This window comes from Bacteroides sp. AF39-16AC, from assembly GCF_003602735.1.
Taxonomy (GTDB): Bacteria; Bacteroidota; Bacteroidia; order Bacteroidales; family Bacteroidaceae; genus Bacteroides; species Bacteroides uniformis.
In genome coordinates this window covers 108391-133108 of sequence record NZ_QTLN01000008.1, presented here as the reverse complement: position 1 = coordinate 133108, position 24718 = coordinate 108391, and the positions used below count along the sequence as shown (strand labels likewise).

31 protein-coding genes, 1 tRNA gene and 1 pseudogene are annotated in these 24718 nt (G+C 48.2%); 18 read left to right on the top strand and 15 right to left on the bottom strand.

Annotated elements, in window-relative coordinates; genetic code table 11:
• The first annotated feature begins 27 nt into the window (after window positions 1-27).
• The 3 genes from DW039_RS09230 to DW039_RS09220 are packed head-to-tail and all read left to right on the top strand — an operon-like array spanning window position 28 to window position 1160.
• On the top strand, window positions 28-486 hold the full coding sequence (locus DW039_RS09230) for a GNAT family N-acetyltransferase (RefSeq protein ID WP_120381879.1): 459 nt from the start codon (window positions 28-30) through the stop codon (window positions 484-486).
• A gap of 36 nt (window positions 487-522) precedes the next feature.
• Window positions 523-801, top strand: a complete 279-nt coding sequence (locus DW039_RS09225; protein ID WP_005835861.1) for a zinc ribbon domain-containing protein — start codon at window positions 523-525, stop codon at window positions 799-801.
• 2 nt (window positions 802-803) lie between these two features.
• Complete coding sequence (locus DW039_RS09220; RefSeq protein WP_009036628.1) at window positions 804-1160, top strand: nitrous oxide-stimulated promoter family protein; 357 nt, start codon at window positions 804-806, stop codon at window positions 1158-1160.
• Here DW039_RS09220 and DW039_RS09215 read toward each other — a convergent pair.
• From DW039_RS09215 to DW039_RS09205, 3 genes are read right to left on the bottom strand one after another with little or no spacing between them, the layout of a single operon-like run.
• Window positions 1106-1312, bottom strand: a complete 207-nt coding sequence (locus DW039_RS09215; RefSeq protein ID WP_009036627.1) for a hypothetical protein — start codon at window positions 1310-1312, stop codon at window positions 1106-1108. The genes DW039_RS09220 and DW039_RS09215 overlap by 55 nt on opposite strands.
• 2 nt (window positions 1313-1314) lie before the next feature.
• Window positions 1315-1779, bottom strand: coding sequence for a MaoC family dehydratase (locus tag DW039_RS09210; protein WP_005826461.1), 465 nt, complete (start codon window positions 1777-1779; stop codon window positions 1315-1317).
• Between the two features lie 22 nt (window positions 1780-1801).
• Window positions 1802-2548: an SGNH/GDSL hydrolase family protein gene (locus DW039_RS09205; protein ID WP_057089178.1), complete on the bottom strand. Its 747-nt coding sequence runs from the start codon at window positions 2546-2548 to the stop codon at window positions 1802-1804.
• A 212-nt stretch (window positions 2549-2760) separates the two neighbouring features.
• On the opposite strand from DW039_RS09205, the pseudogene DW039_RS09195 reads away from it, so the two are divergent.
• The 5 genes and pseudogenes from DW039_RS09195 (at window position 2761) to DW039_RS09175 (ending at window position 7520) form a co-directional block, all read left to right on the top strand.
• A pseudogene (locus DW039_RS09195) lies at window positions 2761-4631 on the top strand (PAS domain-containing sensor histidine kinase).
• Window positions 4632-4654: 23 nt separating this feature from the next.
• Window positions 4655-5065 (top strand): secondary thiamine-phosphate synthase enzyme YjbQ, encoded by a 411-nt coding sequence (locus tag DW039_RS09190; protein ID WP_005826454.1) that lies wholly within the window; start codon window positions 4655-4657, stop codon window positions 5063-5065.
• 12 nt (window positions 5066-5077) lie between these two features.
• Complete coding sequence (locus DW039_RS09185; RefSeq protein ID WP_098032586.1) at window positions 5078-5803, top strand: SDR family oxidoreductase; 726 nt, start codon at window positions 5078-5080, stop codon at window positions 5801-5803.
• A gap of 42 nt (window positions 5804-5845) precedes the next feature.
• Entirely contained in the window at window positions 5846-6826 is a 981-nt protein-coding gene (locus tag DW039_RS09180; protein WP_120381877.1) for a lytic transglycosylase domain-containing protein, read from the top strand.
• A 25-nt stretch (window positions 6827-6851) separates the two neighbouring features.
• A complete protein-coding gene (locus tag DW039_RS09175; protein WP_120381883.1) occupies window positions 6852-7520 on the top strand; it encodes an MgtC/SapB family protein in 669 nt (222 codons plus the stop codon).
• 6 nt (window positions 7521-7526) lie between these two features.
• On the opposite strand, the gene DW039_RS09170 is transcribed toward DW039_RS09175, so the two are convergent.
• From DW039_RS09170 to DW039_RS09160, 3 genes are all read right to left on the bottom strand, one after another.
• The gene (locus DW039_RS09170; RefSeq protein WP_120381876.1) at window positions 7527-8300 is read right to left on the bottom strand and encodes a TIGR03915 family putative DNA repair protein; all 774 of its coding nucleotides are present in this window, start codon (window positions 8298-8300) and stop codon (window positions 7527-7529) included.
• The gene (locus DW039_RS09165) at window positions 8297-9562 is read right to left on the bottom strand and encodes a putative DNA modification/repair radical SAM protein (RefSeq protein WP_117703729.1); all 1266 of its coding nucleotides are present in this window, start codon (window positions 9560-9562) and stop codon (window positions 8297-8299) included. The genes DW039_RS09170 and DW039_RS09165 overlap by 4 nt, the downstream gene beginning before the upstream one ends.
• Before the next feature lie 94 nt (window positions 9563-9656).
• Entirely contained in the window at window positions 9657-9833 is a 177-nt protein-coding gene (locus DW039_RS09160; protein WP_005826447.1) for a histone H1, read from the bottom strand.
• 149 nt (window positions 9834-9982) lie between these two features.
• Between DW039_RS09160 and DW039_RS09155 the strand changes: the two genes are divergently transcribed.
• The 6 genes from DW039_RS09155 to DW039_RS09130 all read left to right on the top strand — a co-directional run bounded on the left by DW039_RS09155 (window position 9983) and on the right by DW039_RS09130 (window position 15986).
• Window positions 9983-10624, top strand: coding sequence for a helix-turn-helix domain-containing protein (locus tag DW039_RS09155; protein WP_005826445.1), 642 nt, complete (start codon window positions 9983-9985; stop codon window positions 10622-10624).
• Between the two features lie 222 nt (window positions 10625-10846).
• Complete coding sequence (locus DW039_RS09150) at window positions 10847-12235, top strand: sodium:alanine symporter family protein (RefSeq protein ID WP_120381875.1); 1389 nt, start codon at window positions 10847-10849, stop codon at window positions 12233-12235.
• Window positions 12236-12321: 86 nt separating this feature from the next.
• Window positions 12322-12948: a hypothetical protein gene (locus DW039_RS09145; RefSeq protein WP_005826441.1), complete on the top strand. Its 627-nt coding sequence runs from the start codon at window positions 12322-12324 to the stop codon at window positions 12946-12948.
• Window positions 12949-13111: 163 nt separating this feature from the next.
• Window positions 13112-15208 carry a KamA family radical SAM protein gene (locus DW039_RS09140; RefSeq protein ID WP_008663822.1) on the top strand — a complete coding sequence of 699 codons (2097 nt, stop codon included), beginning with the start codon at window positions 13112-13114 and terminating at the stop codon, window positions 15206-15208.
• Between the two features lie 54 nt (window positions 15209-15262).
• Complete coding sequence (locus DW039_RS09135) at window positions 15263-15838, top strand: uracil-DNA glycosylase family protein (protein WP_016273281.1); 576 nt, start codon at window positions 15263-15265, stop codon at window positions 15836-15838.
• Window positions 15839-15913: 75 nt separating this feature from the next.
• Window positions 15914-15986: transfer RNA gene (locus DW039_RS09130), tRNA-Trp, on the top strand.
• Window positions 15987-16043: 57 nt separating this feature from the next.
• Here DW039_RS09130 and DW039_RS09125 read toward each other — a convergent pair.
• The 4 genes from DW039_RS09125 to DW039_RS09110 form a co-directional block, all read right to left on the bottom strand.
• Window positions 16044-16589 carry a radical SAM protein gene (locus DW039_RS09125; RefSeq protein WP_008663823.1) on the bottom strand — a complete coding sequence of 182 codons (546 nt, stop codon included), beginning with the start codon at window positions 16587-16589 and terminating at the stop codon, window positions 16044-16046.
• Window positions 16576-16908: a 6-carboxytetrahydropterin synthase QueD gene (gene queD / locus DW039_RS09120; protein WP_005826426.1), complete on the bottom strand. Its 333-nt coding sequence runs from the start codon at window positions 16906-16908 to the stop codon at window positions 16576-16578. The genes DW039_RS09125 and queD overlap by 14 nt, the downstream gene beginning before the upstream one ends.
• Window positions 16909-17013: 105 nt before the next feature.
• Window positions 17014-17847 carry a phosphodiester glycosidase family protein gene (locus tag DW039_RS09115; protein WP_008663824.1) on the bottom strand — a complete coding sequence of 278 codons (834 nt, stop codon included), beginning with the start codon at window positions 17845-17847 and terminating at the stop codon, window positions 17014-17016.
• A gap of 14 nt (window positions 17848-17861) precedes the next feature.
• Window positions 17862-18734: a pyridoxamine kinase gene (locus DW039_RS09110; RefSeq protein ID WP_005826422.1), complete on the bottom strand. Its 873-nt coding sequence runs from the start codon at window positions 18732-18734 to the stop codon at window positions 17862-17864.
• Window positions 18735-18769: 35 nt separating this feature from the next.
• Between DW039_RS09110 and DW039_RS09105 the strand changes: the two genes are divergently transcribed.
• A complete protein-coding gene (locus DW039_RS09105; protein ID WP_008663825.1) occupies window positions 18770-19129 on the top strand; it encodes a YbaN family protein in 360 nt (119 codons plus the stop codon).
• A 4-nt stretch (window positions 19130-19133) separates the two neighbouring features.
• Here DW039_RS09105 and DW039_RS09100 read toward each other — a convergent pair whose 3' ends face one another.
• The 5 genes from DW039_RS09100 to DW039_RS09080 form a co-directional block, all read right to left on the bottom strand.
• Complete coding sequence (locus DW039_RS09100) at window positions 19134-19712, bottom strand: MTA/SAH nucleosidase (RefSeq protein WP_008663826.1); 579 nt, start codon at window positions 19710-19712, stop codon at window positions 19134-19136.
• Window positions 19713-19777: 65 nt separating this feature from the next.
• Window positions 19778-20068: a transcriptional regulator gene (locus tag DW039_RS09095; protein WP_005835827.1), complete on the bottom strand. Its 291-nt coding sequence runs from the start codon at window positions 20066-20068 to the stop codon at window positions 19778-19780.
• Between the two features lies 1 nt (window position 20069).
• Complete coding sequence (locus DW039_RS09090; RefSeq protein ID WP_008663830.1) at window positions 20070-20852, bottom strand: hypothetical protein; 783 nt, start codon at window positions 20850-20852, stop codon at window positions 20070-20072.
• The gene (locus tag DW039_RS09085; protein WP_008663832.1) at window positions 20849-21472 is read right to left on the bottom strand and encodes a hypothetical protein; all 624 of its coding nucleotides are present in this window, start codon (window positions 21470-21472) and stop codon (window positions 20849-20851) included. Before DW039_RS09085 ends, DW039_RS09090 begins: the two co-directional genes overlap by 4 nt.
• A 15-nt stretch (window positions 21473-21487) precedes the next feature.
• Complete coding sequence (locus DW039_RS09080; protein ID WP_008663834.1) at window positions 21488-21862, bottom strand: DUF2141 domain-containing protein; 375 nt, start codon at window positions 21860-21862, stop codon at window positions 21488-21490.
• 554 nt (window positions 21863-22416) lie between these two features.
• Between DW039_RS09080 and DW039_RS09070 the strand changes: the two genes are divergently transcribed.
• The 3 genes from DW039_RS09070 (at window position 22417) to rny (ending at window position 24679) form a co-directional block, all read left to right on the top strand.
• The gene (locus tag DW039_RS09070; RefSeq protein ID WP_008663836.1) at window positions 22417-22710 is read left to right on the top strand and encodes a hypothetical protein; all 294 of its coding nucleotides are present in this window, start codon (window positions 22417-22419) and stop codon (window positions 22708-22710) included.
• Between the two features lie 14 nt (window positions 22711-22724).
• Window positions 22725-23015, top strand: a complete 291-nt coding sequence (locus DW039_RS09065; protein ID WP_008663838.1) for a cell division protein ZapA — start codon at window positions 22725-22727, stop codon at window positions 23013-23015.
• A 125-nt stretch (window positions 23016-23140) separates the two neighbouring features.
• Window positions 23141-24679: a ribonuclease Y gene (gene rny, locus DW039_RS09060; protein WP_005835816.1), complete on the top strand. Its 1539-nt coding sequence runs from the start codon at window positions 23141-23143 to the stop codon at window positions 24677-24679.
• The last annotated feature ends 39 nt before the right edge of the window (window positions 24680-24718 follow it).

The window sequence follows — 24718 nt, the reverse complement described above, 5'->3', positions numbered from 1 at the left end:
CTAACTTCACACCAGAAATTCAGAAATATGATAAGAATACATCCCATATCCGGCAACAAAAAGCAATATCTTGACCTGCTGCTGCTTGCCGACGAACAAGAGTCCATGATTGACCGTTATCTGGAACGGGGAGAGATGTTCATCCTATCCGATAATGATACAGTCAAAGCGTCTTGTGTAATCACCTGCGAGGATAAAGGAATCTACGAAATAAAGAGCATAGCTGTCTATCCGGAATACCAGCGCCAGGGATATGGAAGAGAACTGATAGCATTCGTTCTTGAACATTATAAAGACCGGTGCCATACTATGCTTGTCGGCACTGGAGACAGTCCGCTAACCATCCCCTTCTATGAAAGCTGCGGATTTGCATACTCACACCGGGTACCCGATTTCTTTATCGATAATTACGACCACCCCATATTTGAAGGAGGCAAGCAACTGAAAGACATGATTTATCTGAAAAGGACGCTTCAACCAAAATAATATCCTATATTTGCATATCACTTAACTCCACACATTATGGAAGCTAAACTTTGCCAAAGCTGCGGAATGCCCTTGTCATCTGCAGAAGTACTCGGAACCAATGCCGACGGTAGCCTCAACGAGGAATATTGCACCTATTGCTACCAGCACGGCAATTTTGCACAAGACTGCACTATGGACGAAATGATAGAACATTGTGCACAGTTCACCGACGAATTCAACAAGGATTCCGGAATGAATTTCACTAAAGAGGAAGCCATTGCCGGTATGAAAGAATTCTTCCCGACCTTGAAACGCTGGCAGTCCAAACAATAAACATGCCATCCCGTATCGAGCAGGAAAAACAGACAGTAGAACGGATGGTCCGCCTCTACTGCCGGAAAAAGGAAGGTAACAAGCAATTGTGTCCCCGATGCGAGGAATTGCTGGGATATGCCCGCATTCGTCTTTCACGCTGTCCTTTCGGTGAGAATAAATCCACCTGCAGGCAATGCAGCATTCACTGCTACAAGCCCGAAATGAAAGAACGGATGCGTAAAGTCATGCGGTATGCCGGACCACGGATGCTGTTATACCATCCCGTGGCGGCACTCTGCCATTTGTGGCAGGAATATGTCCATCAGTATCTCACCAAACGTTTCGGAGTTCCGCGCCAGGAACAGCACAAACAATAAACCGTATCCAGGTCGTATCCTTCCAATGAAGAGGTGCTGTCTTTAGGCACAATCTCGCCTTTGTCAGAGATGTAGACCGGCAGGCGCTCACCTTGTCCGTTCATCACAAAAAATGCCCCCACCTTGCATTGGGGGCATACCATCTTACGCATAATCAATTGAAATAATACAAAAATATAGCCACCCCTTCCAATGCCTTCTTCTTTTCACCTTGTATTTCGATGGCAAACTTTATTTCTGCCTTTGCTACGCCGCGCAAATTCGACAGAGATTGTAAATGGGCAACCAGTCGGATGCTCTGTCCGGACAATACCGCCTGACCGAACTTCATCTTGTCCATACCATAATTAATCATCATCTTCAGGTTGTTCACTTCAATAATCTGGTTCCACAGATATGGCAACATGGACAAGGTGAGATACCCATGTGCAATAGTGCTCTTAAAAGGGCTTTCCACTTTGGCGCGTTCCGTATCGACGTGTATCCACTGATGGTCCAATGTCGCATCAGCAAACAGATTGATACGCTCCTGAGGGAGCTCTACATATTCCGAAACACCGATTTGCTGGCCTACCAGCTTTTCAAAATCCTCGTACGAGTTGATAATCACTTTTTCCATTACTCTCTATTTTATTGATAAATTATAAATTCACGCGCTTTATCCACATATCCGCCATTCGTTTATGCCCTGCAGGAGTAGGATGGATACCGTCCCAAATCCAATAGGTGTCTTGAGAAGTCGGAGCAGTACCCAGAATTTCATCGAACATCACGTTATAAGGAAGAAATACCGTCTGATAGTCCTTCGCTATCCTCTCTACGATGGCGGCACAGCGACGCACCAGACTATCACGTTCTGCAAAGTCCTCACTCTTACGCATATTGCCGACATTGGCAACAAAAGGAGTGCCCAGCACTATCTTCAATTCCGGATTGGCCTGCAAAGAACGGTCAAGCAAGGAACGGTAACACTTCTCCCATCCTTCAAAATCAAAAGGCTCTTTTTTGTCACCCTGCAGATAGTAATGTACATCGTTTGTCCCCACCAAGACGGAAAGCACATCCGGTTTCATTCCAATGACATCCTCTTCCCAGCGTTTCTCCAAATCCCGGAGAGTGTTTCCACTGATGCCACGATTAAAAAAAGCATATTCCTTTTCCGGAAAATCTCCTTGATAATGACTTGCACACAAATACATATAGCCGCTACCGTAAATATGGTTCATATCCCAAAGGCTTCGCTCCGCAGTCGGTTTGGGCATCCCGCAGGCATTTCCCCAGTTACCGTCCGTGATAGAATCTCCGATAAACAAGACACGCGGGCCGCTTGCATGGAGTAAGAGTGATATGCAGAAAAAAACTATTACAAAGAGTCCAATACGCTTCATGGCATTTTCTTGTTAGGATGTAAAAATTGCAACAAATATACGTCTTATTCCGGCAAGTACAAAAACTCGGGTATCTTTTTCCCATTCCCCAAAAACATATATAACTCTTATTTTTATTTCCGTTCATCACAGATTAATTTGGAAATAATGTATCTTTGTCAATATCTTAATTGTTGTGACAGAACAAAAACATCACTATTAAAGATTCCGGTATGAATTCTAAATTTGATTATGACTTACTGTCAGCAATGATGACCAATGCCAATATGGGATGGTGGGAAGCTGATTTAAAGACCGAAAGCTACATTTGCTCCGAATATATCTCCCGGTTGCTGGGACTGGATGAGGATGGAACCATCAGCTTTAAAGATTTCAACAAACGTATCCTAAAAGAGGAACAACGGCATACTACCACACATTCCTTCGACGACATCCGACAGACACAAGAGGCCGTATATCTGCTCAATACAACAAAAGGACCAACGTGGATAAGAAGCAAGGTATGCCTACAGAGAACCGACGAAAACGATAATGTCAAAATCTACGGCATTGCCGAAACACAAGACGGTCCCGACATGTCATCGGCATCCCAAGCCTTACAAGAGCGTAACCGTCTCCTCCATAATATTTATAAATATCTTCCGGTAGGAATTGAGCTCTATAACCGAGAGGGAATATTGATAGATATGAATGACAAAGAGCAGGAAATGTTCCATCTCAAACAGAAAGAAGATCTACTTGGAATTAATATTTTCGAGAATCCGATTTTCCCGGAAGAGATGAAAAGCAAGTTAAGAAAACATGAAAATGCAGACTTCACTTTCCGGTATGACTTCTCTAAAATAGGCAATTACTACAAGACACAGAAGAAGACGGGCACCATAGACCTTGTAACCAAAGTCACAAGCCTTTACGACGATAATCACAACCTGACCAACTATCTGCTAATCAACGCAGACAAAACGGAAACGACCGTCGCTTACAACAAAATACAAGAGTTCGAGAGCCACTTTGAGCTTATAGGTGACTATGCCAAAGTGGGATATGCCAATTATGACCTTCTTAATGAGCAAGGCTATGCCCAACGCAGCTGGTACAAGAACTTGGGTGAGAAAACAGAAACACCATTGTCCGAAATCATCGGAACCTACAATCATCTCCACCCAGACGACCGTACTATCATGCTTGACTTCCTACAGAACGTAAAGAGAGGACTGGCACACAAGCTCAGCCGGGAAGTACGTGTTCTTAAAGAAGACGGTTCTTTCATGTGGACCCACGTCAACATCATTGTAGAACGCTACATGCCTGAACAGAACATCATAGAGATTATCTGCATCAATTACGACATCACCCAATTAAAGCAGACGGAGGCAATGCTGATACAAGCCAAGGAAAAGGCCGAAGAGGCAGACCGGCTGAAATCCGCTTTCCTTGCCAATATGAGCCATGAAATCCGCACGCCGCTAAATGCGATTATCGGTTTCTCCAGCCTGCTGCACTACGTGGAAAACGAGCAGGAAAGGGAACAGTACATCTCTTTGATAAACCACAACAACCAACTGTTGCTCAAACTAATCAACGACGTTCTGGACCTTTCCAAGATAGAGGCCGGACACATAGAGCTCCATTCCGAATGGTTCAATCCGGCAGAACTCATCGAGGAAAGTATTACCGAGTACGAACGGAACGTTCCGGCAGGAGTGAAACTCTTTGCCAGGTATCCGGCAGCCCCCGGCCAGATAGAGCACGACCCGATGCGCATCAAACAGATACTGAACAACTTCATATCGAATGCACTGAAAAACACCGTGCAGGGACATATCGAAGTGTACTACGAAACGGACACAGACGGCATAAGAATCAGTGTTTCCGATACTGGATGCGGTATTCCCCCGACAAACTGGAAATGATATTCGAACGGTTCGAAAAGGTGGACTCTTTTGCCCAAGGTGCCGGATTAGGACTCTCCATCTGCAAATCCATCGTTGAGAAAATGAATGGAGTGATTACCGTAGATTCGACAATGGGAGTGGGAAGCACATTCACCGTGGAACTGCCCTGCCGGACAAGACCATCCTGACAACAAACGAAAAACAATGATTTATGACCGCACAGAAAGAATTTACCCTAACCCCTCGCCGGCGTGGCTTTCACCTGGTGACAGAGGAGATTATACGCAACCTTCCACCGCTTCCGTCTGCCGGAATCCTGCATCTGTTCATCAAGCATACAAGCGCAGGCCTCACCATCAACGAGAATGCAGACCCTGACGTACAGACAGATATGGAAGCCATCTTCAACCGCCTCGTAAAAGAACGGGAACCTTATTACCAACATACATGCGAAGGCGATGACGATATGCCCGCCCATGCCAAGGCAACCCTCAGCGGAACCAGCCTCACCATCCCCATCACCAATGGGCGTCTGAACATAGGTATCTGGCAAGGCATCTATCTCTGCGAGTTCCGCAACCGGGGCGGAGGAAGAAGAATTGTAGCAACCGTCATCGGATAATCCCCTATCATCATGCAGAAAGCCATCATCATCGGTGCCACTTCAGGCATCGGACAAGAAGTAGCCAGGATACTTGTACAACAAGGCTGGCATATAGGCATTGCCGGCAGAAGAGAGGAAGCATTGCATGCCCTGCAAGCCACCGCACCCGACCGGATAGTCACGGAACAGCTGGACGTTACGGAAGAGACAGCGACTCTACACCTCCATAACCTGATAAAAAAGCTGGGAGGCATGGACCTGTTTTTCCTCAGTTCCGGCGTGGGACATCAAAACCGGGACTTACAACCGGACATCGAACTGAACACGGCACGTACCAATGTAGAGGGATTTACCCGCATGGTGACTGCCGCCTTCAACTATTTCAAGGAAAAAGGCTCTGGACATATTGCTGTCATCAGTTCCATTGCAGGCACTAAAGGACTGGGCGTTGCACCGGCCTACTCTGCCACCAAACGCTTCCAGAATACCTACATCGAAGCGCTGGCACAACTTGCCCGGATGCAGCATCTTGATATACACTTCACCGACATCCGTCCGGGATTTGTTGCCACCGATTTATTGAAAAGCGGGAAATACCCGATGCTGATGAAAGCAGACCGTGTAGCACAGCACATAATCAAGGCTTTAAGAGAAAAGAGACGGGTAGTTGTCATTGACGGACGCTACCGGGTACTGGTATTTTTTTGGCGTATGATTCCACGATGGCTATGGGAAAGGTTGCCTATAACGAATTGATTTCGTATCTTCACGTCTCCAAACAGAAATATACATACAGACATGAAGAAAAATTCAAAATATATCGTGCTTACCGCTGCCATTGCACTGTGCGCAGGTTCCAGCCTCCCCTTCCTCGCAAGCAGCAGTACGCTGAATCCCGAACGCGATTCCGTGAAATCCGAAGTTCCCTACTGCGTGACCTCCCCCAGCGTACCGGACAAGATCACTTTTGCCGGACAAGCTATTGACCTGCTTCGCTACGACCACCGCGAACGTATGGACCGCGAACTGATGTCCTTCACCTACATGCACTCCACCACCATGCTCATGGTGAAGCGTGCCAACCGCTATTTCCCCGTCATAGAGCCTATACTAAAAGCCAACGGCCTTCCCGATGACTTCAAGTACCTCGCTGTGATAGAAAGCAACCTGAACCCGCTTGCCAAATCGCCTGCGGGTGCCGCCGGCCTATGGCAGTTCATGCCTGCCACCGGACGCGAATTCGGACTGGAGGTGAACAGCAACATCGACGAACGATACCATATCGAGAAAGAGACCAAAGCAGCCTGCAAGTACCTGAAAGATGCTTATCAGAAATACGGGAACTGGCTGTGCGTAGCCGCCGCCTACAATGCCGGGCAAGGACGCATCTCCACACAGCTGCAGAAGCAAATGGTGGACCAGGCTGTCGACTTATGGCTGGTAGAAGAGACTTCGCGCTACATGTTCCGCCTGCTGGCAGCCAAAGCAGTCATCAGCAATCCACAGCAGTACGGCTTTCTGTTGAAACGGGAACATCTTTATCCGCCCATCCCCTACACGGAAGTGACCGTCACAACGGGCATCGGCAACCTGGCACAGTTTGCCAAAGATAAAGGCATCACCTATGCCCAACTGAAAGATGCCAATCCGTGGCTGCGGGATACCTCGCTGATGAATAAAAGCGGACGTACATACATACTAAAAATACCGACACAAGCCGGAATGCATTACAACCCCAAGAAAACAGTGCCCCACAATAAGAATTGGGTCATCAATTAATAAAAAAGAAAGAGAGGATACGATGATGATGTTAAACTTTGATTTTGTGCTCAGGTTGCTGGTAGCCGGAATATTGGGTGCCATTATCGGACTGGACCGGGAATACCGTGCCAAAGAAGCAGGCTACCGCACCCATTTCCTGGTATCATTGGGAAGCGCGCTCATCATGATTGTATCCCAATATGGTTTTCAGGAAATCATCAAGGAAAGCAGTGTGACGCTGGACTCCAGCCGTGTTGCCGCACAAGTAGTCAGCGGTATCGGATTCATCGGTGCGGGTACCATCATTTTCCAGAAACAGATAGTCAGGGGACTGACAACAGCCGCAGGAATATGGGCTACTGCAGGCATCGGATTGGCAGTAGGTGCAGGAATGTACACCATCAGCATTGCCGCCACCCTGCTGACTCTGGCAGGGCTCGAACTGTTGAGCCTTATTTTCAAAAGCATTGGCATGAAAAGTTCCGTGATAACCTTTTCCACTTCCAGCAAAGAGATACTGCCGCAAGTGTCCCGGCGATTCAACTCCAAAGACTATCTGGTGGTGTCCTACAACCTGGACCGGCAAGTGCAGGGAGAGTACACCAACTATCAAGTGACCATGGTCATCAAATCCAAGAAAAGCTATGATGAGGGATATTTGCTGCAACTGATGCAGGAATTTCCCGAAGTGACAGTGGAGAAAATCGAATAAAGGGAATCACTGCTGTTTTTCCGTCAGATATTTCCAATAGCGCACGGGCATGTCCTGCTTGTGCTTCCGGGGATTGAGGCGTTCCTTGATGCAGATTGCCTTGAAATAGGTTTTCCAGAGAGACTGGAAAAGCTGTTCGTCTCCGTCCATCAGACTTTCGTCGAGCATGCCGGTGACAAGATGTCCTTCGCGACTGTCCTCACCAAAAGTCACCTGGCGCACCTCCTTCAAGTCGTAATAGTACCCATAGGCTCGCCTGATGTCATAAATCAGCCAACGCTGGTCGGCAAAACGGTCCTTGAAATGCCCCGTCACCAAAGGAAGGGCATTCTTTTCGGGCTTGACAGCCGCAAAGAAAGTACCGTCCGCAGCTTTCTGGAAACGGACAAACTGAAGCAGGCGTATACGCTCCCAATCCACCCGCTTCCACATACGGGAGAACTCCAGCACATCAGGGTCGGCAAAGTTTGTTTCAATGGAACGAGGAGCATCTATTGCCTTGCGGATATAGCGGAAAAGGAGCATGGGAGTTTCCGGCTCCTCGGCCAGCCAGCACTGGGCCAGACAAGCAAGTGCCGTAGACGACAGCTTCTTCTGCAATCCCCGCCAGACACGACCAGCCTTCTCCTCATCGGTCACCACGGTAAACAGCCCGTCGTAGAACAAAGGAAGCGGCTCTCCTTCCAAAAGCAGCGCATCGGGAAAGGTACGGCGGGAATAGGCTTCGAACACGGAAGTCAGCAATCCTTCAAACGTATGGTCATACAGGAAAATATTCATTCCTCAAAATTAAGTACCAACTGTCTCTCATCCACCTTCTTACGGTTAGGCTTGGGCAGCAGCAGACTGCGTACCCCCTGCGGGGTCAGTTCGTTGACCGTGTGCATAGGCAACTCACAGCAGGTAATGAAATACTGCGCCTTCTTCATCACCACCCCTATCTTCTTCAACTGGTAGAAACCTATCTTGGAGAAACGCCGGGAAGCCACTATCAGCCGTGCCGACTTCACGCCGATGCCCGGCACGCGGAGCAACATCTCATAATCCGCCTTGTTCACATCAATCGGAAACTGCTCGGGATGGCGCAAAGCCCAGGACAGCTTGGGGTCAACCTCCAAATCAAGGTCAGGATAGGCATCATCCACTATTTCCTCCACCTTGAACTGATAGAAGCGCATCAGCCAATCGGCTTGGTAAAGGCGGTTTTCACGCACCAAAGGGGGCTGTTTCAATGCCGGCAGGCGCTTATCGTAGGTATTGACGGAAATATAGCCCGAATAGTAGACACGCCGCATCGTAGGTCCCTTGTAGAGAGCTGACGAAAGATACAGAATATCCTTGTCCGTCTCGGCGGTAGCGCCTACTATCATCTGTGTGCTTTGTCCGGCAGGAGCGAAACGGGGAGCGTGGCGGTGTTTCTTGCGTTCTTCCGAACTTTCCAGCACCCCTTGCTGGATGTAGCGCATCGGCGCATATACACTCTTATGGTCTTTCTCCGGCGCAAGCAGTTTCAGATTCTCCTCTTTCGGTATTTCTACATTGACGCTGAGACGGTCGGCATAAAGCCCCGCCTCGTTCACCAGTTCGCGGCTGGCACCGGGAATGCTTTTCAGATGGATATATCCGTTGAAACGATGGATAGTGCGGAGGTCCTTGGCAACGCGCACCAGACGTTCCATCGTGTAATCGGGATTACGCACCACCCCACTGCTCAGGAAAAGCCCTTCGATATAGTTGCGGCGATAGAACTCCATGGTGAGGTCTACAAGCTCGGTCACCGACAGCGTGGCACGCGGCAGGTCGTTGCTGCGGCGGTTGATGCAGTAGGCGCAGTCGTAGATGCAATAATTGGTAAGCATCACTTTGAGCAGGGAGATACAACGGCCGTCCTCGGCAAAACTATGGCAGATGCCCCAGCCACCCACAGTGTTCCCCAGCATGCCTGCCTTGCCGGAGCGCACCGTACCACTGGAGGAGCAAGAGACGTCATACTTTGCCGACTCTGCCAGTATCTTCAGTTTATTGAGAACGTTTTCATCCATAATACCTGCGTCAAAAGTAGCAATAATACTTTTCAAAAACAAAAAAGACCGCCAGTAGTGGCAGTCTTTCGCAGCATCAAATATGCTTTTTTTCTTACTTCTTAGAAGCTTCCAAAGATGCTTTGCGGAATTCCTTCATAGCTTTTTCGATTTCCAAAGAAGCCTTACGAGCGCGAGTTCCTGCTGCCTTGTTACCGTTTTCCAACTGAGCGTTTGCATCTTTTGAGAAGTCTGCATACAATGCAGCTACTTTTTCAACTAATTCTTTCATAATCCTTTTTAAATTACTTCGTTAATAATGTCTGGCAAAAATACATTCTTTCTTGAAATAAATGCAGAAAAACGATATTTTTTTTGAAATATTCGGTAAAATCGCCGCAAAAAGGGGCTCTTACGCATTTTTTATCTACTTTTGCAAGCATGAAAACGCTTACTGACACCGAATATATACACGCTCTCATAGCCGAAGGAGAGCACCAACAGCAGGATTTCAAGTTCGAAATATCCGACGCCCGCAAGATAGCCAAAACCCTTTCAGCCTTTGCCAATACAGACGGTGGAAAACTGCTCATCGGAGTGAAAGATAACGGGAAAATTGCCGGTGTCCGTTCGGACGAAGAACAATATATGATAGAAGCGGCTGCCGGACTTTATTGCAGCCCCGAGGTGAACTATACCATGCAGACCTATCAGGTGGAAGGCCGTAGTGTGCTGGTGGTACAAATCGAGGAAAGTGACCGGAAGCCGGTATATGCCAAGGACGAAACGGGAAAATACTTGGCCTATCTCCGCATCAAGGATGAGAACATCCTGGCTACTCCCGTCCATCTGCGCGTCTGGCAGCAAAGCGGAAGTCCGAAAGGAGAACTGATAGAATATACCGAACGGGAACAGCTGTTGCTCAATCTGCTGGAAGAGAACGACCGCCTTTCACTGAACCGTTACTGCCGCCTGGCGCATCTTTCCCGACGCGCCGCCGAACATCTGCTGGCAAAGTTTGTTCGTTATGACATAGTGGAACCGGTGTTTGAAGGACACAAATTTCACTTCAAGCTGAAATAGGCAAGGAGATTCCGTCAGGTTTGTCCAGATTTGTCCATGGTACAAATCGCAGTACACGAGCTCATACCACGTTGATTATCACCGACTTGCAAGAAATCTATCTCAGTTAACGACAGAGGTAGCCTTGAATAACGACAGAAGCAGCCTAAAGTAACGACAGAGGGTAGCACTTGTTTTGTGTGAGTTTTTTTTACTACAAATAGATAACTGTACATATACATTATGGGAATAATAAATCTGATAAACGACCTGCTCTGGACCTACATCCTCGTTGCCCTGCTGTTGGGATGCGCCGTATGGTTTACGCTGAGAACCCGCTTTGTACAGTTCCGGATGATAAAGGAAATGGTACGTCTGCTGGGCGACTCGGGCGGGAAAGGCGATGCCAAGGAAAAGCATATCTCATCGTTCCAGGCATTTGCCATCTCCATTGCCAGCCGTGTAGGTACGGGCAATCTTGCAGGGGTTGCCACCGCCATTGCAGTAGGCGGTCCGGGCGCTGTATTCTGGATGTGGGTGATTGCCCTCCTGGGTGCTTCCAGCTCGTTTGTAGAATCTACACTGGCCCAATTGTATAAGATAAAGGGCAAAGACTCCTTTATCGGCGGCCCGGCCTACTATATGCGTAAGGGACTGAAACAGCCGTGGATGGGGGCACTGTTTGCCGTACTTATCACCATTACCTTCGGATTTGCATTCAACTCGGTACAGAGCAATACACTGTGTGCCGCTTTCGAAGGCGCTTTCGGGTTCGACCATGCCGTTGTGGGAGGCATCATCACCGCACTCACGCTGACAATCATCTTTGGAGGCGTACAGCGCATAGCCAAAGTCAGCAGCATCATCGTCCCCATCATGGCGTTGGGATACATTGCACTGGCACTTATCATCGTTCTGTTGAACATCAAAGAGCTGCCGGGAGTCCTGGCACTCATTGTCGGCCACGCCTTCGGATGGGAGCAGGCTTTGGGAGGGGGTGTCGGCATGGCGCTGATGCAGGGCATCAAACGCGGGCTGTTCAGCAACGAGGCCGGTATGGGGTCCGCCCCCAATGTGGCGGCAACCGCACACGTCAGCCACCCCGTGAAGCAAGGCTTGATTCAGACGCTGGGAGTATTTACCGATACGCTGATTATATGTACCTGCACCGCTTTCATCATTCTGTTCAGCGGTGCTCCACTGGATGGTTCCACAAACGGCGTACAGCTTACCCAGCATGCGCTGACCAACGAGATAGGACCTTTGGGAGCCATCTTCGTTGCGGTAGCCTTGTTCTTCTTCGCATTCAGCAGCATTCTGGGAAATTATTATTACGGAGAAGCCAATGTGCGCTACCTTACCCACCGTAAATGGGTGCTCAACATCTACCGTATACTGGTGGGCGGCATGGTCATGTTCGGTGCTGTTGCCACCTTCGACCTGGCATGGAGCCTTGCCGACGTCACTATGGGACTCATGGTGCTCTGCAATCTTATCGCCATCAGCCTGCTCGGAAAATACGCTTTCAGGCTGCTTGAAGACTACCGCGCACAGAAAAGCGCCGGTATCAAAGACCCCGTTTTCACCAAGAACCGCCTGAAAGAGGTAGAAAAAGACATAGAGTGCTGGTGATAACCAACTTATTTCGTACTTTTGCAGCCGGAACCGCCGGATGACCTGCGGTCTTGTAATTTGTAATCAGTAATTCGTAATTTGATATGAGTTTATTTGCCAAACTATTCAACAAGAATACCGGAGAAGTATCTTCGAAGAATGTGGAAGACTTCGTGTCACTGACACGCGTCTACTTCCAGTCTGTAATAGCCGCCAACCTGGGCATCACCAATATCCGCTTTGTGCCGGATGTAGCCAACTTCAAGCGTCTGTTCAAAATCCCCACGCAGGGAGGCCGCCTGGGACAAGCGGAAAAGGCCGCTTCGCGCAAGATGCTGATGCAGGACTACGGCATCAGTGAAAACTTCTTCAAGGAAATTGATACTTCCGTCAAGAAGCACTGCCGTACGCAGAACGACGTACAAGGTTATCTCTTTATGTATCAAGGATTCTCCAATGACTTGATGATGCTGATGGGAAACCTGATGCAGTGGAAATTCCGCATGCCTTCCATCTTCAAGGGAGCACTGCGCAGCATGACCGAAAAAACCGTACACGACGTCTGTACAAAAACCGTATGGAAAAAGGACGATGTACACAAGACGGCAGCGGCAGTACGCCAGTACAAAGAGCGTCTGGGATATTCGGAACAATGGATGACCGAGTACGTTTACAACGTAGTGATGCTGGCCAAAAAGGAACCGAAACAGAAAGCCAACGAAGAAAAATAAAAGAAAAAGAATTCTAAAGAACTTTAGAAACAAGAAGGCGGGAAAGAAATTTCCCGCTTTTTTTTGTTATTTTTAGCAAATGAAATCATTTTCCCCTCACGGAACACAAGGACGCACCCCGCGTCAACCATCATAAATATTAACTTCAAAAAAACAACCGCTTATGAAACAAAAGAAAATGCTTGCACTCACTCTATCACAACTGGAACAACTTTATCGGCACGAACTCCCTGAATTGGTCAGCATCGCCGTTCAAAGCGACGATGCGGAAGCCTTCAAGGCCAACCTGACGGAGTACATTGCCGGACATCCGGAAGTGGACAGCGAGGCCGGTAAGCAAATTCGACTCTTGATTGAATTTGACGGGCAGGAAGTACACGAGCTCTCCATCGGAGAACAGCTGCCCATAGCAACTTTATCAATGCTGCATTCCTTCCTCACGGGACAATGGGAAGAGGAAACGGAAACGGACCTGTTCATCGACTTGTTCCAGCAGTTCAAACGCCTCCACCAGCCAGCCCCCACCCTGCCCTCCGCACAGAAAATCAAAACCCTGACCGAACGCTGGCCCAGCGGACTGGATGAAGACGTGCAGCATATCCGTGCAAAGAACAAGGAACGCATCCTGCATGCACTGGTGCAGAAGATTGAGCACCGCAAGAACCCGGCTTCCCGCTTCCATTTCGAAGAGGGACTCAGCTACGAGGAGAAGTTCAACCTCGTCAGCGAATGGTGGAATGACTTCCGTTTCCATCTTGCCATGGCCGTCAAAAGCCCTACGGAGCTAAACCGTCTTCTCGGCAACTCCCTTTCTGCCGAAACCATGTACCTGCTCTCAAAAGCCCGCAAGAAGGGAATGCCTTTCTTCGCCACCCCCTATTATCTGTCACTGCTGAACTGCACCGGCAGCGGATACGACGACGAGGCCCTGCGCAGCTATATACTCTATTCACCCCAACTGGTGGAAACCTACGGACAGATACGTGCCTGGGAACGGGAGGATATCGTAGAACCAGGTAAACCCAATGCCGCCGGCTGGCTGCTGCCCGACGGGCATAACATCCACCGCCGTTATCCGGAAGTGGCCATCCTCATCCCCGACACCATGGGACGCGCCTGCGGAGGACTCTGCGCATCTTGTCAGCGTATGTACGACTTTCAAAGCAAACGGCTCAATTTTGAGTTTGACACCCTGCGTCCCAAGGAAACATGGGAAAAGAAGCTGCGTCGGCTGATGGCCTATTTTGAGGAAGACACGCAACTGCGGGACATTCTCATCACCGGCGGTGACGCACTGATGAGCCAAAACAAGACGCTGGGCAATATTCTGGACGCCGTCTACCGCATGGCAGTCCGCAAGCGGAAAGCCAATCAGGAACGGCCCGAAGGAGAAAAGTATGCAGAGCTGCAACGTGTACGCCTCGGCTCACGCCTCCCCGCCTACCTGCCCATGCGCATCAATGACGGGCTGGTGGAGATTCTAAGGGAATTCAAGGAAAAGGCGTCTACCATCGGCATCCGCCAGTTCATTATCCAGACACATTTCCAAACCCCGCTCGAAGTCACTCCGGAAGCTGCCGAAGGAATACGCAAACTGCTGGCGGCAGGCTGGCTCATTGACAACCAACTGGTATACAACGTAGCTGCATCCCGCCGGGGGCATACCACCCGCCTGCGCCAAGTGCTCAATCAGTTGGGAGTGGTTTGCTACTACACCTTCTCCGTGAAAGGTTTTGAAGAAAACAATGCCGTGTTTACCCCCAACAGCCGTTCCGTACAAGAGCAATGGGAAGAAAAGCGCTTCGGAAAGCTGACCAAGGAAGATGCCCATAATCTGTCCGTACTGCTTGGAACCGTCCATGACCCGGCAGCCTGCATCCGGCGTTTCCTGAAAACGCACCACCTGCCTTTCCTCGCCACCGACCGCAATGTGCTCAACCTGCCCGCCATCGGCAAGAGCATGACCTTCAACATGGTAGGCATCACTTCCGAAGGCAAGCGCATCCTGCGTTTCGACCATGACAGCACCCGGCGCCACAGCCCTATAATAGACCGGCTGGGACAAATATATATCGTAGAGAACAAGTCCATAGCCTCCTACCTCCGCCAACTGCAGGCCATGGGAGAAGACGCCGAAGAATATGCCACCATCTGGAACTATACGGAAGGCAAGACAGAATCCCGGTTCAGCCTCTACGAATATCCTGATTTCCCCTTCCAAATCACCGACAGAATGAGCAATCAGGACATTGCAGGATAGCATATCCAAGATATATTCCGTACTTTTGCAGGCAGAACAATGAAATTGGAAAGTATGGAAATAGAACAACACCCTTTAGAACCCTTCCTTCCCGGTAACGCCCGTCTGCTGATGCTGGGAAGCTTTCCTCCGCAGAAAAAGCGGTGGTCCATGGAGTTTTACTACCCCAACTGGAACAATGACATGTGGAGGATTACCGGGTTCCTTTTCTTCAATGACAAGGATTATTTTGTAGACAAGACGAAGAAGGCTTTCTGCAAAGAACGCCTCATCAGTTTCCTGCAGGAAAAGGGTATTGCCTTGTTCGACACAGCCTCTGCCATACGGCGCCTGCAGGACAACGCCTCGGATAAGTTTCTGGAAGTGGTGCAACCCACGGACGTCCCTGCCCTGCTACACCGGATACCGCAATGCAAGGCTATCGTTACCACCGGCGAGAAGGCTACGGACACGCTGTGCACGCAGTTCTCCATCGACAAGCCCAAAGTAGGCGACTTCACGGAGTTTCTTTTCGAAAACCATCCGATGCGCCTCTACCGGATGCCTTCTTCCTCAAGAGCCTACCCGCTGGCACTGGAAAAAAAAGCAGCAGCGTATCGCATTATGTATCAGGACTTACAGATGTTGTAAGCAACTTTCTTTATAAAATAAGTACGTCTGTTACTTGCATATTTGAAAGTTTGCATTACCTTTGCAGCCGCAAACACGGGAGTAGCTCAGTTGGTAGAGCACCGGTCTCCAAAACCGGGTGTCGGGAGTTCGAGCCTCTCCTCCCGTGCATGAACGAATAATGGCTGTAAGCATTGCTTACAGCCATTATTCGTTTTATAAATGCCTACCGGATATCTATCAGCTTATGTGTCTGCAAACTAAGTCTCCACTTAGGATGCTTCATCACGCAATCCACCGTTTCGGCCGTATTGCTGCAAGAGCAAGGCTGAAGAAAGAAATGCCCGGCGGGCAACTGCTCATAAACAGTAATATCCTGCCCTTCATACACCACCTTCACTTCATTCATACGCGTAATTTCCAGCTTTACCCCCTGCTTGGGAGAGCAGGTCACCCAATCTATATTATCCGGCAGCGGACGGGTACCGTTTGTTTCAATGCAGACATACTTTCCCGCCTGGTGCAGACAATCCACAAATTCACGGTCAATCCAAAGGGAGGGTTCTCCACCGGTCAGTATCACGGTAGCGGCAGGGTATCTACTAACTTCTGTTACGATATCTTCATCGGACATCAGTATGCCGTCCTCATGCTGCGTATCACAAAAGAGGCACTTCAGGTTGCAACCGGAAAAACGGATAAAGACAGCCGGGGTACCCGTATGGTATCCTTCTCCCTGCAAACTGTAGAATATCTCATTAATCTTCCTCATAGACGGCAATGTTTGATTCCGACTCCTGCACCTCTACCTTGAAGCAAGTGGGTATCTGGTCGCATATCCAACGGGCTATGTTCTCGGCTGTGGGATTGAAGGACAGCACTTCATTAAGATTATGGTGGTCCAGCTGTTCCTTTACCACCTGCTTGATGTGACTGAAGTCTACTACCATTCCGTCCGCATTCAGCTCTTTGGAACGGCAATAGACAGTGATAATCCAGTTGTGACCGTGCAGATTCTCACACTTACTGCGATAAGAAAGTTTCAGGCTATGGGCAGCCGACACTTCCATACGTTTGATGACTGTGTACATATTGTTAATACGCTAATTAATATAATAAGTTGCCGCATCTAATGTCACCTCGATGCGACGGCAAAATTACAAAAAACTTAAGATTTATCCATTCACTTCCCTAACTTATTCGTACACACAAAGAGAATTGGCAACCTTACGCTCTGCGCTGCCACTCGGGGTATTGGCTATTCCCTTATCCGGCAACTCCCCACTCCACAGCGTAGAAGAACCGCCACCGTCCAGATTCAACGCATCCTCCCCACCCAATACACGAATCATATGGGCAAGCTCGGGTATATTGATGCCTTCCGCTTTTCCCTTCCGACGTCCGTCAACGACAATAAGCAGGATTTTTCCTTCTCTTGTCAGCGCCACAGCACTGCGGGGATGCTTGGTATCTACAAAATTCCGGTTAGTCCCGGACAAGTCGCACACTTGCCCGTCCTTCAGCATCAAAGGACCGGAAGCCAGCACAGTGCCTTTTTTCAAAGTACATGCCTTTTCTTCCTGCTTGCTCCAGGGAATCAGTTCCAGCCTGCCCTTCTTTATAAGTACAGCTCCATTGGACACTGTTGCCAGAACCCCAGTAGAGGTAGTATCTATCACCACCCCGTCCTTACGCAGATAGCAGACGGAATTTCCGGCTTTCATATCAAAATAGGAGCCATTGATGGCCGCCACCGCACCTGCATGCCGGGCGGCTATACTGGTCTCCTCCTTGGGATTGTGGACGAGCACATCGAAACGGTAGCGCTTCGGGGATATTTCAAAAATAGACACTTCCTGAGGAACTCCATACAAAGAACTGAATACTGCCTTTTTATAAAGCATCCCTTTCTGCAGGGGCTCAGTCTGCCAATCGGCAGAAACGATGGCAAGAGAGTCGGCAGCAGTCTGCGCCATTGCTGCAAACATGCCGCAACAGAGAAACACTGCCAAGAATATTTTCTTTTTCATAAGATGAGATTGGTTTAAATTAATTCATAGCTGCAGATTTGAATCGGCATGTCGAGATTATGCAACACCTTTTCAAGCTGTATACCTTCACGGTTGTCGTACTCGTATCCGAAAGTAGCACGGATACCTTGCAGAATGAACTGCGTGGCACGGTCCAGGGCAATGGGCAAACTGTCGCCTTGCAACAGTGCCCCGGTGATAACACTGGTAAACGTATCCCCTGTTCCGGGATAATGGGCCGGCAGGTAAGGACACGTAACCTTCCAGTAGCGGTTACCGTTCCGGTTATAGGCATACACGGACGTCTTATGCTTATCATCCCGTACGGGCACACTGGTAATAATCACCACTTCGGGACCACAATCGGAAAGCTGGCGAAGGTATGACTTCAATTCCTCATCCGTATTCATCTCCTTATAAGGAATACCCAGCAGATAGAACAGCTCCGTCAGATTGGGGGTAACGACATCGGCCTTGGTGATGAGATGTTTCATTTCATCAATCATGGACTCGTGGAAGTTCGCATAAAGCCGTCCGTTATCGCCCAACACCGGGTCTACCACAACCAGACCGTCCGGTCGGCGGAAGTCATCAATAAAGTCAGAAACAATATGTATCTGCCGCGGAGAACCCAGATAGCCGGTATAAAAGGCATCAAACTGTACTTCCAGCTTCTTCCACTCGGAAATAATCTTCGGCATTTCATCCGTCAGGTCCAGAAAAGAGAATTCCGGATACTGGGTATGGCTCGACAATACGGCTGTAGGCAACGGACACACCTGGAAACCCATAGACGAAAGAATGGGAATGACCACCGTCAGAGACACCCGTCCGACTCCCGACAAGTCGTGGACGGCAACAACCTTCTTTACTTTATTCGCATACATATTATCTATATTATTATTTTTCCTACATTTGCCGCATGAAAACCGTCTGCATCATTTTGGGAACAGTTTCTTTGACACTCGGCATCATCGGCATCTTCCTGCCGTTGCTGCCCACTACGCCTTTCCTGCTGCTCACGGCAGCACTCTATTTCAGAGGCTCACCCAGACTGTACCAATGGTTGCTGAACCACAAATGCCTCGGTCCCTACATCCGCAGCTTCCGCGAGAACAAAGCCATCCCTCTACGTGCCAAAATCATCTCCCTACTGCTGATGTGGGGAACAATGGTTTACTGCATCTTCTTCCTGATTCCACTAACAGAAATAAAGATAGCATTGTTCCTTGTCGCTGTGGGGGTGACTTGGCATATACTGTCATTCAAGACGTTGAAATGATGTGCTAAACTCCTCCTAACTTCTCGAAGAATTCTCCCAACCCCTTCCGGGCATCGGCAAGCTTGTTTTCCCAATGTTTCACGGAGTTCTGTCCGATAATGTCCGTCACGTACTTCACCGAAATGAAAGGAACATTCTTGGCACGACATACCAAAGCCTGGGCATAGGCTTCCATATCCACAACATCACCGGACACATCCGAGAGTTCTGTCAGGAAAGTATCCCCCGTATTGCATACACCACCTGCCGGCCAGTGCAAACAATATCCTTTTTGGGACAACAAATCCGTTGAATCAATCTCATGCTCCATACCAAGCTCCACCAGCTTCTGCATATCACGGTCCACAAAATGACGGCATACGAAAATATCTCCTACCTGATGACAGATAGTCCCTGCCGTACCTACATTGACCACCAAGTCCGGTTGCGCATGGTTTATCGCTTCAGAAAGATAAAAAGCCGATTTCACCTTTCCCACGCCGGTACGGAGATAGCCAATCTGCACCTCTTCCTCCCCTATCAGTCCGGGAAATTTCAATTCAGTAAATTCGCCTTGTACGGCATAAGTAACCAAGATTCTCATATCAATTCATTGTTTTTAATCAGACACTGCCATTTTCCATCAATCCCATCAAATTCTCAGGAAAATCATAATTTTCCCACCAGATAAGATTTCAACGCCTCTATATATTCTTCAAAGGCATCCACTCCCTGCGGAGTAATCCTACAAAGTGTACAAGGCATTTTTCCTTTAAAAGTTTTTGTTATCTCCACATAACCCGCCTTGCTGAGCTTATCCAACTGCACACTGAGGTTTCCTGCCGTAGCTTTCGTTTGTTGACGGATATAGACAAAATCCGCTTCCTCGACACTGATGAGCAACGACATCACCGCAAGCCGCAGTTCACTGTGAAGCAAAGGGTTCAGTTCTTTAAACATATCAAATTTTATTCTTCCGTTTACTTTTCAACAATGCATAGAGAGATATTCCTACCAAAAGAAGGTGATACAATCCCAAATAAAACCCTGCATCGGTTGCAAAATTGCCCATGTTATAACAGCCAATGATAAACCCCACCAACGCCGTTACCCGCAGCAAAGTTAAATCAATATTTTCTTTACTCAATAGAAGCAGGACCAGAAAAACCGGAGTCATCGGACAAAATGCCATCGCCGAGCCTCCGGCAAACAGATGTATCGGGCTGAAATCGGGTTCTGCGCCACGCATCATGTCCATAGGCCACCATAGGCAAAAGAGTGCCACGGGTATCAGCCATGCTGTCCTTCGGTTCAGATTGCCGAAGGTCAGCATGCTGCTCCCCCGCCAGGCTTCCCTCATCCAAAGCAGGGCAACCAAGAGCATCATCACCACATTGACCGTCACCATGCTGAAACCAGATTTATCTGTTACTGCCACATTCTGTACAATGGCATACAGCACATAGCAACCTCCCACATAAAACATAAACCAGCGCGACATCGTCACGCGCCAAAGCACAAGCAGCATCAGCATGACAAGGGAAACAATCTGAAAAGTCCACGCATAAGGATACATCCCTTGTATAAGTGCATGGCTCAAGGTATAAATTATCAGATCACCGATGTTCTCCCACCGAAATCCTTTAGTAGCAATCGGCAATAGAATAAATTGCAAAACAATTATACACACAATAAACTTTCGGGAAAGCAGGAATTTGTCTAAAGCACTGTTTCGTGTCATCATACTTCACCCCACTCTCCGTTTCGATTTTCTTTCCGCGCCTTATAATTCAGTATATGCCCGGGAATAATCAGCGAAAATACCAGTACACCGACAAACCAAAGCAGGGATGAGAGGAAAGGCACTTCTCCCCAAGTATACAACAAATTCTTCAGCCCCCATAAAAAGCCAAACAGCGGGAAGATAAAAAACGTAGTATAGCGAATGATGCAGCCCGTAATGATGCTGCCCAACGAGAAGAAGATGGCACACAAAGGCAGAATAGTTTCGTAACGTCCGGCATCCGTTGCCGCCAGCACCCCCATCATACATACCATCCCGAACACCCCCCACACCCGCTCCAGTATCTTGTCAAGATAAAACTTCACAGGTTTTTGCCGCTTACGCAATAAGAGGAACATCAACAGATACCCCACAACCGGAATCCCCCAGAATCCCCACATCCAGACAGGATTACCCGTAAACGTGACACCTGCCCATACGGCCAAAGTCACCAACACACCTACATATCCCCACACTAAAAAACTATTTCCGCTACCCGTATCCAGGTTGCGACGCGTATTGCGTATCATTCGAGCGATAAGTTCCAAACTCTCTTTCTCGTTCAATTCTTTATCTTTCATAATTATACCATATGATTACTTCTTCATTCCCTTTCGGACATCCACCAACGGCACAACCACCGTCTCCGTATTTTCTTTTACCTCCCAATCGACAATGGCACAATACTCCATCGGTACTCCGTCCTCTCTGTCGAGCTGGTAATTACCGTTTTCATCGTGATAGACGTAAATCTTGCACTTGCCCGCAGGCACATCCTTCAGCTCCAGCACGACATCGCTCACAGCGGCATCCACCATATTATATTGCCCCTTGTCGGTAGCCGCCATCAGCTTCCCCTTGGCAGAAGGAACATTCGTCACTTTCAGCGTCAGAACACTCTGCGCCGACACACCCACTACAAACATACTAAAAAGAACGATTACCATACCTTTATAACCCATTGTTTTCATAATCACACTTCATTTTAAAGTTACACACATATTAATAAAAACACTTTTTAGGTTCGAACTCCAATGCAAATATAATTAGTTTATTTTATAAACCAAACTATTATATAAATTATTTTATTTATTTCTTTGCATCCTCCTTTACTGTAGGTTATTCCAATCATTCCCAAGCAGTAGTTCCGAAAACAGCAAAAAGTAATTCCTGCCTTACTAACTATTAATCGTCCGATAACCGTTTTATTATCGTCCGACATATGTCTAATTATCGTCCGACAGTTGTTGGACGATAATTCAACAACTGTCGGACGATTAATAGTTAGCAACAGAAATACTAAGCGTTTGAAAAGAAAGGAAGAGAATCCTTGCAGAAAACCAATAGTCCCACACCTATCCACATATCCTATCTTTTGATAAACAGTCCACCCCTTTTCAATCCCCCGAAACCAAGCTTTCATAGGCCATTTCGGTTATTTCGGCACTTCTACAACACATTTTCTCCGAAAAGTTTTTGTAATCTCCAAGTAAATTGTATTTTTGTGTACAATTTTGGTGTAGTGATGACAGACGAAGAAAAGAAGCTATTAAGTACCTTTGAAGCCAGACTGCGGCATTTAATCTATCTGCACGATGAATTAAAACGCGAAAATGCTGAGCTAAAGCAACTTCTTGAAGCCAAAGAGGAGGAATACGGGAAGGTACAAGCTGAATACCGGGAACTGGAACTTAACTACACGAACCTAAAAACAGCTACGACAATCAGCCTTAACGGCAGCGACGTGAAAGAGACGAAACTGCGATTGTCCAAATTAGTGCGTGAAGTCGATAAATGCATCGCTTTGTTGAATGAATAAAGAGAAGAGGATGTATGAACGATAAGATAAAGATAAACCTGCAGATGGCAGGAGCCTCCTACCCTCTCACAATCAACCGTGAGGACGAGGAAATGGTAAGAGAAGCCGCCAAGCAGGTAGATATCAGGCTCAATGCGTATCGGGAGCATTATCTGAATGTATCTCTAGAGAGAATTATAGCCATGGTGGCCTATCAGTTCGCTTTAGAAAACCTTCAGTTGAAGGATCGTAATGATACTGAACCCTATACCACCAAAATAAAGGAACTGACAGAGGTATTGGAGACCTATTTCAAGGAACAATAAGCTGCAATCCCTCCGTCGGGTCGGTAAAAGAGAGAAATTCGCGCACTGTACAAAAGTTTGCCCTTCATCAAAGCAAGCTTTTATGCAGTGCTTTTTTATTTATACACTAAAAACAAATTAATAAAATGACAGTAGTTACAATAGTATTATCCATTGCCTGCTTCATTGTCGGAGGGTTTGCCTCGTACTTGTTCTTCAAGCACGGGCTGAAAAACAAATACGACGGTATCCTGAGAGATGCGGAAGCGGAAGCGGAAGTGATTAAGAAAAATAAGTTGCTGGAAGTAAAGGAAAAATTCCTGAACAAGAAGGCAGACTTGGAAAAAGAAGTGGCCCAACGTAACCAAAAGATACAGCAGGCAGAAAACAAGCTGAAACAACGTGAATTGGTACTGAACCAACGCCAGGAAGAAATCCAGCGCAAGAAGATGGAAGCAGAAGCCGTGAAAGAAAATCTGGAAGCCCAACTGTCCATCGTAGACAAGAAGAAAGAAGAACTGGAGCACATGCAGCGCCAGGAAATAGAAAAGCTGGAAGCCATTTCCGGACTTTCTGCCGAAGAAGCCAAAGAGCGCATGGTAGAATCCCTAAAGGAAGAAGCCAAAACGCAGGCCCAGTCCTACATTAACGACATCATGGACGACGCCAAGCTGACGGCAAGCAAAGAGGCCAAGCGCATCGTGATACAGAGCATCCAGCGCGTGGCTACGGAAACAGCCATTGAAAACTCGGTAACTGTATTCCACATCGAATCAGATGAAATCAAGGGACGTATCATCGGTCGCGAAGGCCGCAACATCCGCGCCCTGGAAGCTGCCACCGGTGTGGAAATTGTGGTAGACGATACTCCGGAAGCTATCGTATTGTCAGCTTTCGACCCGGTTCGCCGTGAGATTGCACGCCTGGCATTGCACCAGTTGGTGACAGACGGACGTATCCACCCGGCACGCATCGAAGAGGTAGTTGCCAAAGTACGCAAGCAGGTAGAAGAGGAAATCATCGAAACCGGTAAACGTACTACTATCGACCTGGGCATCCACGGTCTGCATCCGGAACTTATCCGCATTATCGGTAAGATGAAATACCGTTCTTCATACGGCCAGAACCTTTTGCAGCATGCACGCGAGACAGCCAATCTTTGCGCTGTGATGGCATCAGAGCTGGGACTCAACCCGAAGAAAGCAAAACGTGCCGGACTGCTGCATGATATAGGTAAGGTACCCGATGAGGAACCGGAATTGCCGCATGCACTCTATGGTATGAAGCTGGCAGAAAAGTTCAAGGAAAAGCCAGACATCTGCAACGCCATCGGTGCCCACCACGACGAAGTGGAAATGACCAGCCTGCTGGCCCCAATCGTACAAGTATGCGATGCCATTTCAGGAGCACGCCCGGGAGCACGCCGCGAAATTGTAGAAGCATACATCAAGCGCCTGAACGACCTTGAGCAACTGGCCATGTCCTATCCGGGAGTGACAAAGACATATGCCATCCAGGCAGGCCGTGAGTTGCGTGTCATTGTCGGTGCAGACAAGATTGACGACAAGCAGACGGAGAACCTTTCCGGTGAAATCGCCAAGAAGATTCAGGACGAAATGACTTATCCGGGTCAGGTGAAGATTACCGTTATCCGTGAGACACGTGCGGTGAGCTACGCAAAGTAACATCAGAAAAGAAAATAAATGCAGAAAAGGGTGAATTCG

What these genes read in the sequence shown, in the direction of transcription:
- DW039_RS09105 (WP_008663825.1), top strand. Translation starts at nt 18,770, where the DNA reads ATGAAAACCGTCTGCATCATTTTGGGAACAGTTTCTTTGACACTCGGC.
- DW039_RS09070 (WP_008663836.1), top strand. Translation starts at nt 22,417, where the DNA reads ATGACAGACGAAGAAAAGAAGCTATTAAGTACCTTTGAAGCCAGACTG.
- DW039_RS09080 (WP_008663834.1), bottom strand. Translation starts at nt 21,862, where the DNA reads ATGAAAACAATGGGTTATAAAGGTATGGTAATCGTTCTTTTTAGTATG.
- DW039_RS09225 (WP_005835861.1), top strand. Translation starts at nt 523, where the DNA reads ATGGAAGCTAAACTTTGCCAAAGCTGCGGAATGCCCTTGTCATCTGCA.
- DW039_RS09095 (WP_005835827.1), bottom strand. Translation starts at nt 20,068, where the DNA reads ATGTTTAAAGAACTGAACCCTTTGCTTCACAGTGAACTGCGGCTTGCG.
- DW039_RS09180 (WP_120381877.1), top strand. Translation starts at nt 5,846, where the DNA reads ATGAAGAAAAATTCAAAATATATCGTGCTTACCGCTGCCATTGCACTG.
- DW039_RS09185 (WP_098032586.1), top strand. Translation starts at nt 5,078, where the DNA reads ATGCAGAAAGCCATCATCATCGGTGCCACTTCAGGCATCGGACAAGAA.
- DW039_RS09215 (WP_009036627.1), bottom strand. Translation starts at nt 1,312, where the DNA reads ATGCGTAAGATGGTATGCCCCCAATGCAAGGTGGGGGCATTTTTTGTG.
- DW039_RS09135 (WP_016273281.1), top strand. Translation starts at nt 15,263, where the DNA reads ATGGAAATAGAACAACACCCTTTAGAACCCTTCCTTCCCGGTAACGCC.
- DW039_RS09155 (WP_005826445.1), top strand. Translation starts at nt 9,983, where the DNA reads ATGAAAACGCTTACTGACACCGAATATATACACGCTCTCATAGCCGAA.
- DW039_RS09065 (WP_008663838.1), top strand. Translation starts at nt 22,725, where the DNA reads ATGAACGATAAGATAAAGATAAACCTGCAGATGGCAGGAGCCTCCTAC.
- DW039_RS09170 (WP_120381876.1), bottom strand. Translation starts at nt 8,300, where the DNA reads ATGAATATTTTCCTGTATGACCATACGTTTGAAGGATTGCTGACTTCC.
- DW039_RS09205 (WP_057089178.1), bottom strand. Translation starts at nt 2,548, where the DNA reads ATGAAGCGTATTGGACTCTTTGTAATAGTTTTTTTCTGCATATCACTC.
- DW039_RS09145 (WP_005826441.1), top strand. Translation starts at nt 12,322, where the DNA reads ATGAGTTTATTTGCCAAACTATTCAACAAGAATACCGGAGAAGTATCT.
- DW039_RS09125 (WP_008663823.1), bottom strand. Translation starts at nt 16,589, where the DNA reads ATGAGGAAGATTAATGAGATATTCTACAGTTTGCAGGGAGAAGGATAC.
- DW039_RS09115 (WP_008663824.1), bottom strand. Translation starts at nt 17,847, where the DNA reads ATGAAAAAGAAAATATTCTTGGCAGTGTTTCTCTGTTGCGGCATGTTT.
- DW039_RS09140 (WP_008663822.1), top strand. Translation starts at nt 13,112, where the DNA reads ATGAAACAAAAGAAAATGCTTGCACTCACTCTATCACAACTGGAACAA.
- DW039_RS09210 (WP_005826461.1), bottom strand. Translation starts at nt 1,779, where the DNA reads ATGGAAAAAGTGATTATCAACTCGTACGAGGATTTTGAAAAGCTGGTA.
- DW039_RS09110 (WP_005826422.1), bottom strand. Translation starts at nt 18,734, where the DNA reads ATGTATGCGAATAAAGTAAAGAAGGTTGTTGCCGTCCACGACTTGTCG.
- DW039_RS09190 (WP_005826454.1), top strand. Translation starts at nt 4,655, where the DNA reads ATGACCGCACAGAAAGAATTTACCCTAACCCCTCGCCGGCGTGGCTTT.
- DW039_RS09100 (WP_008663826.1), bottom strand. Translation starts at nt 19,712, where the DNA reads ATGAGAATCTTGGTTACTTATGCCGTACAAGGCGAATTTACTGAATTG.
- DW039_RS09150 (WP_120381875.1), top strand. Translation starts at nt 10,847, where the DNA reads ATGGGAATAATAAATCTGATAAACGACCTGCTCTGGACCTACATCCTC.
- DW039_RS09175 (WP_120381883.1), top strand. Translation starts at nt 6,852, where the DNA reads ATGATGTTAAACTTTGATTTTGTGCTCAGGTTGCTGGTAGCCGGAATA.
- rny (WP_005835816.1), top strand. Translation starts at nt 23,141, where the DNA reads ATGACAGTAGTTACAATAGTATTATCCATTGCCTGCTTCATTGTCGGA.
- DW039_RS09085 (WP_008663832.1), bottom strand. Translation starts at nt 21,472, where the DNA reads ATGAAAGATAAAGAATTGAACGAGAAAGAGAGTTTGGAACTTATCGCT.
- DW039_RS09160 (WP_005826447.1), bottom strand. Translation starts at nt 9,833, where the DNA reads ATGAAAGAATTAGTTGAAAAAGTAGCTGCATTGTATGCAGACTTCTCA.
- DW039_RS09090 (WP_008663830.1), bottom strand. Translation starts at nt 20,852, where the DNA reads ATGATGACACGAAACAGTGCTTTAGACAAATTCCTGCTTTCCCGAAAG.
- queD (WP_005826426.1), bottom strand. Translation starts at nt 16,908, where the DNA reads ATGTACACAGTCATCAAACGTATGGAAGTGTCGGCTGCCCATAGCCTG.
- DW039_RS09230 (WP_120381879.1), top strand. Translation starts at nt 28, where the DNA reads ATGATAAGAATACATCCCATATCCGGCAACAAAAAGCAATATCTTGAC.
- DW039_RS09165 (WP_117703729.1), bottom strand. Translation starts at nt 9,562, where the DNA reads ATGGATGAAAACGTTCTCAATAAACTGAAGATACTGGCAGAGTCGGCA.
- DW039_RS09220 (WP_009036628.1), top strand. Translation starts at nt 804, where the DNA reads ATGCCATCCCGTATCGAGCAGGAAAAACAGACAGTAGAACGGATGGTC.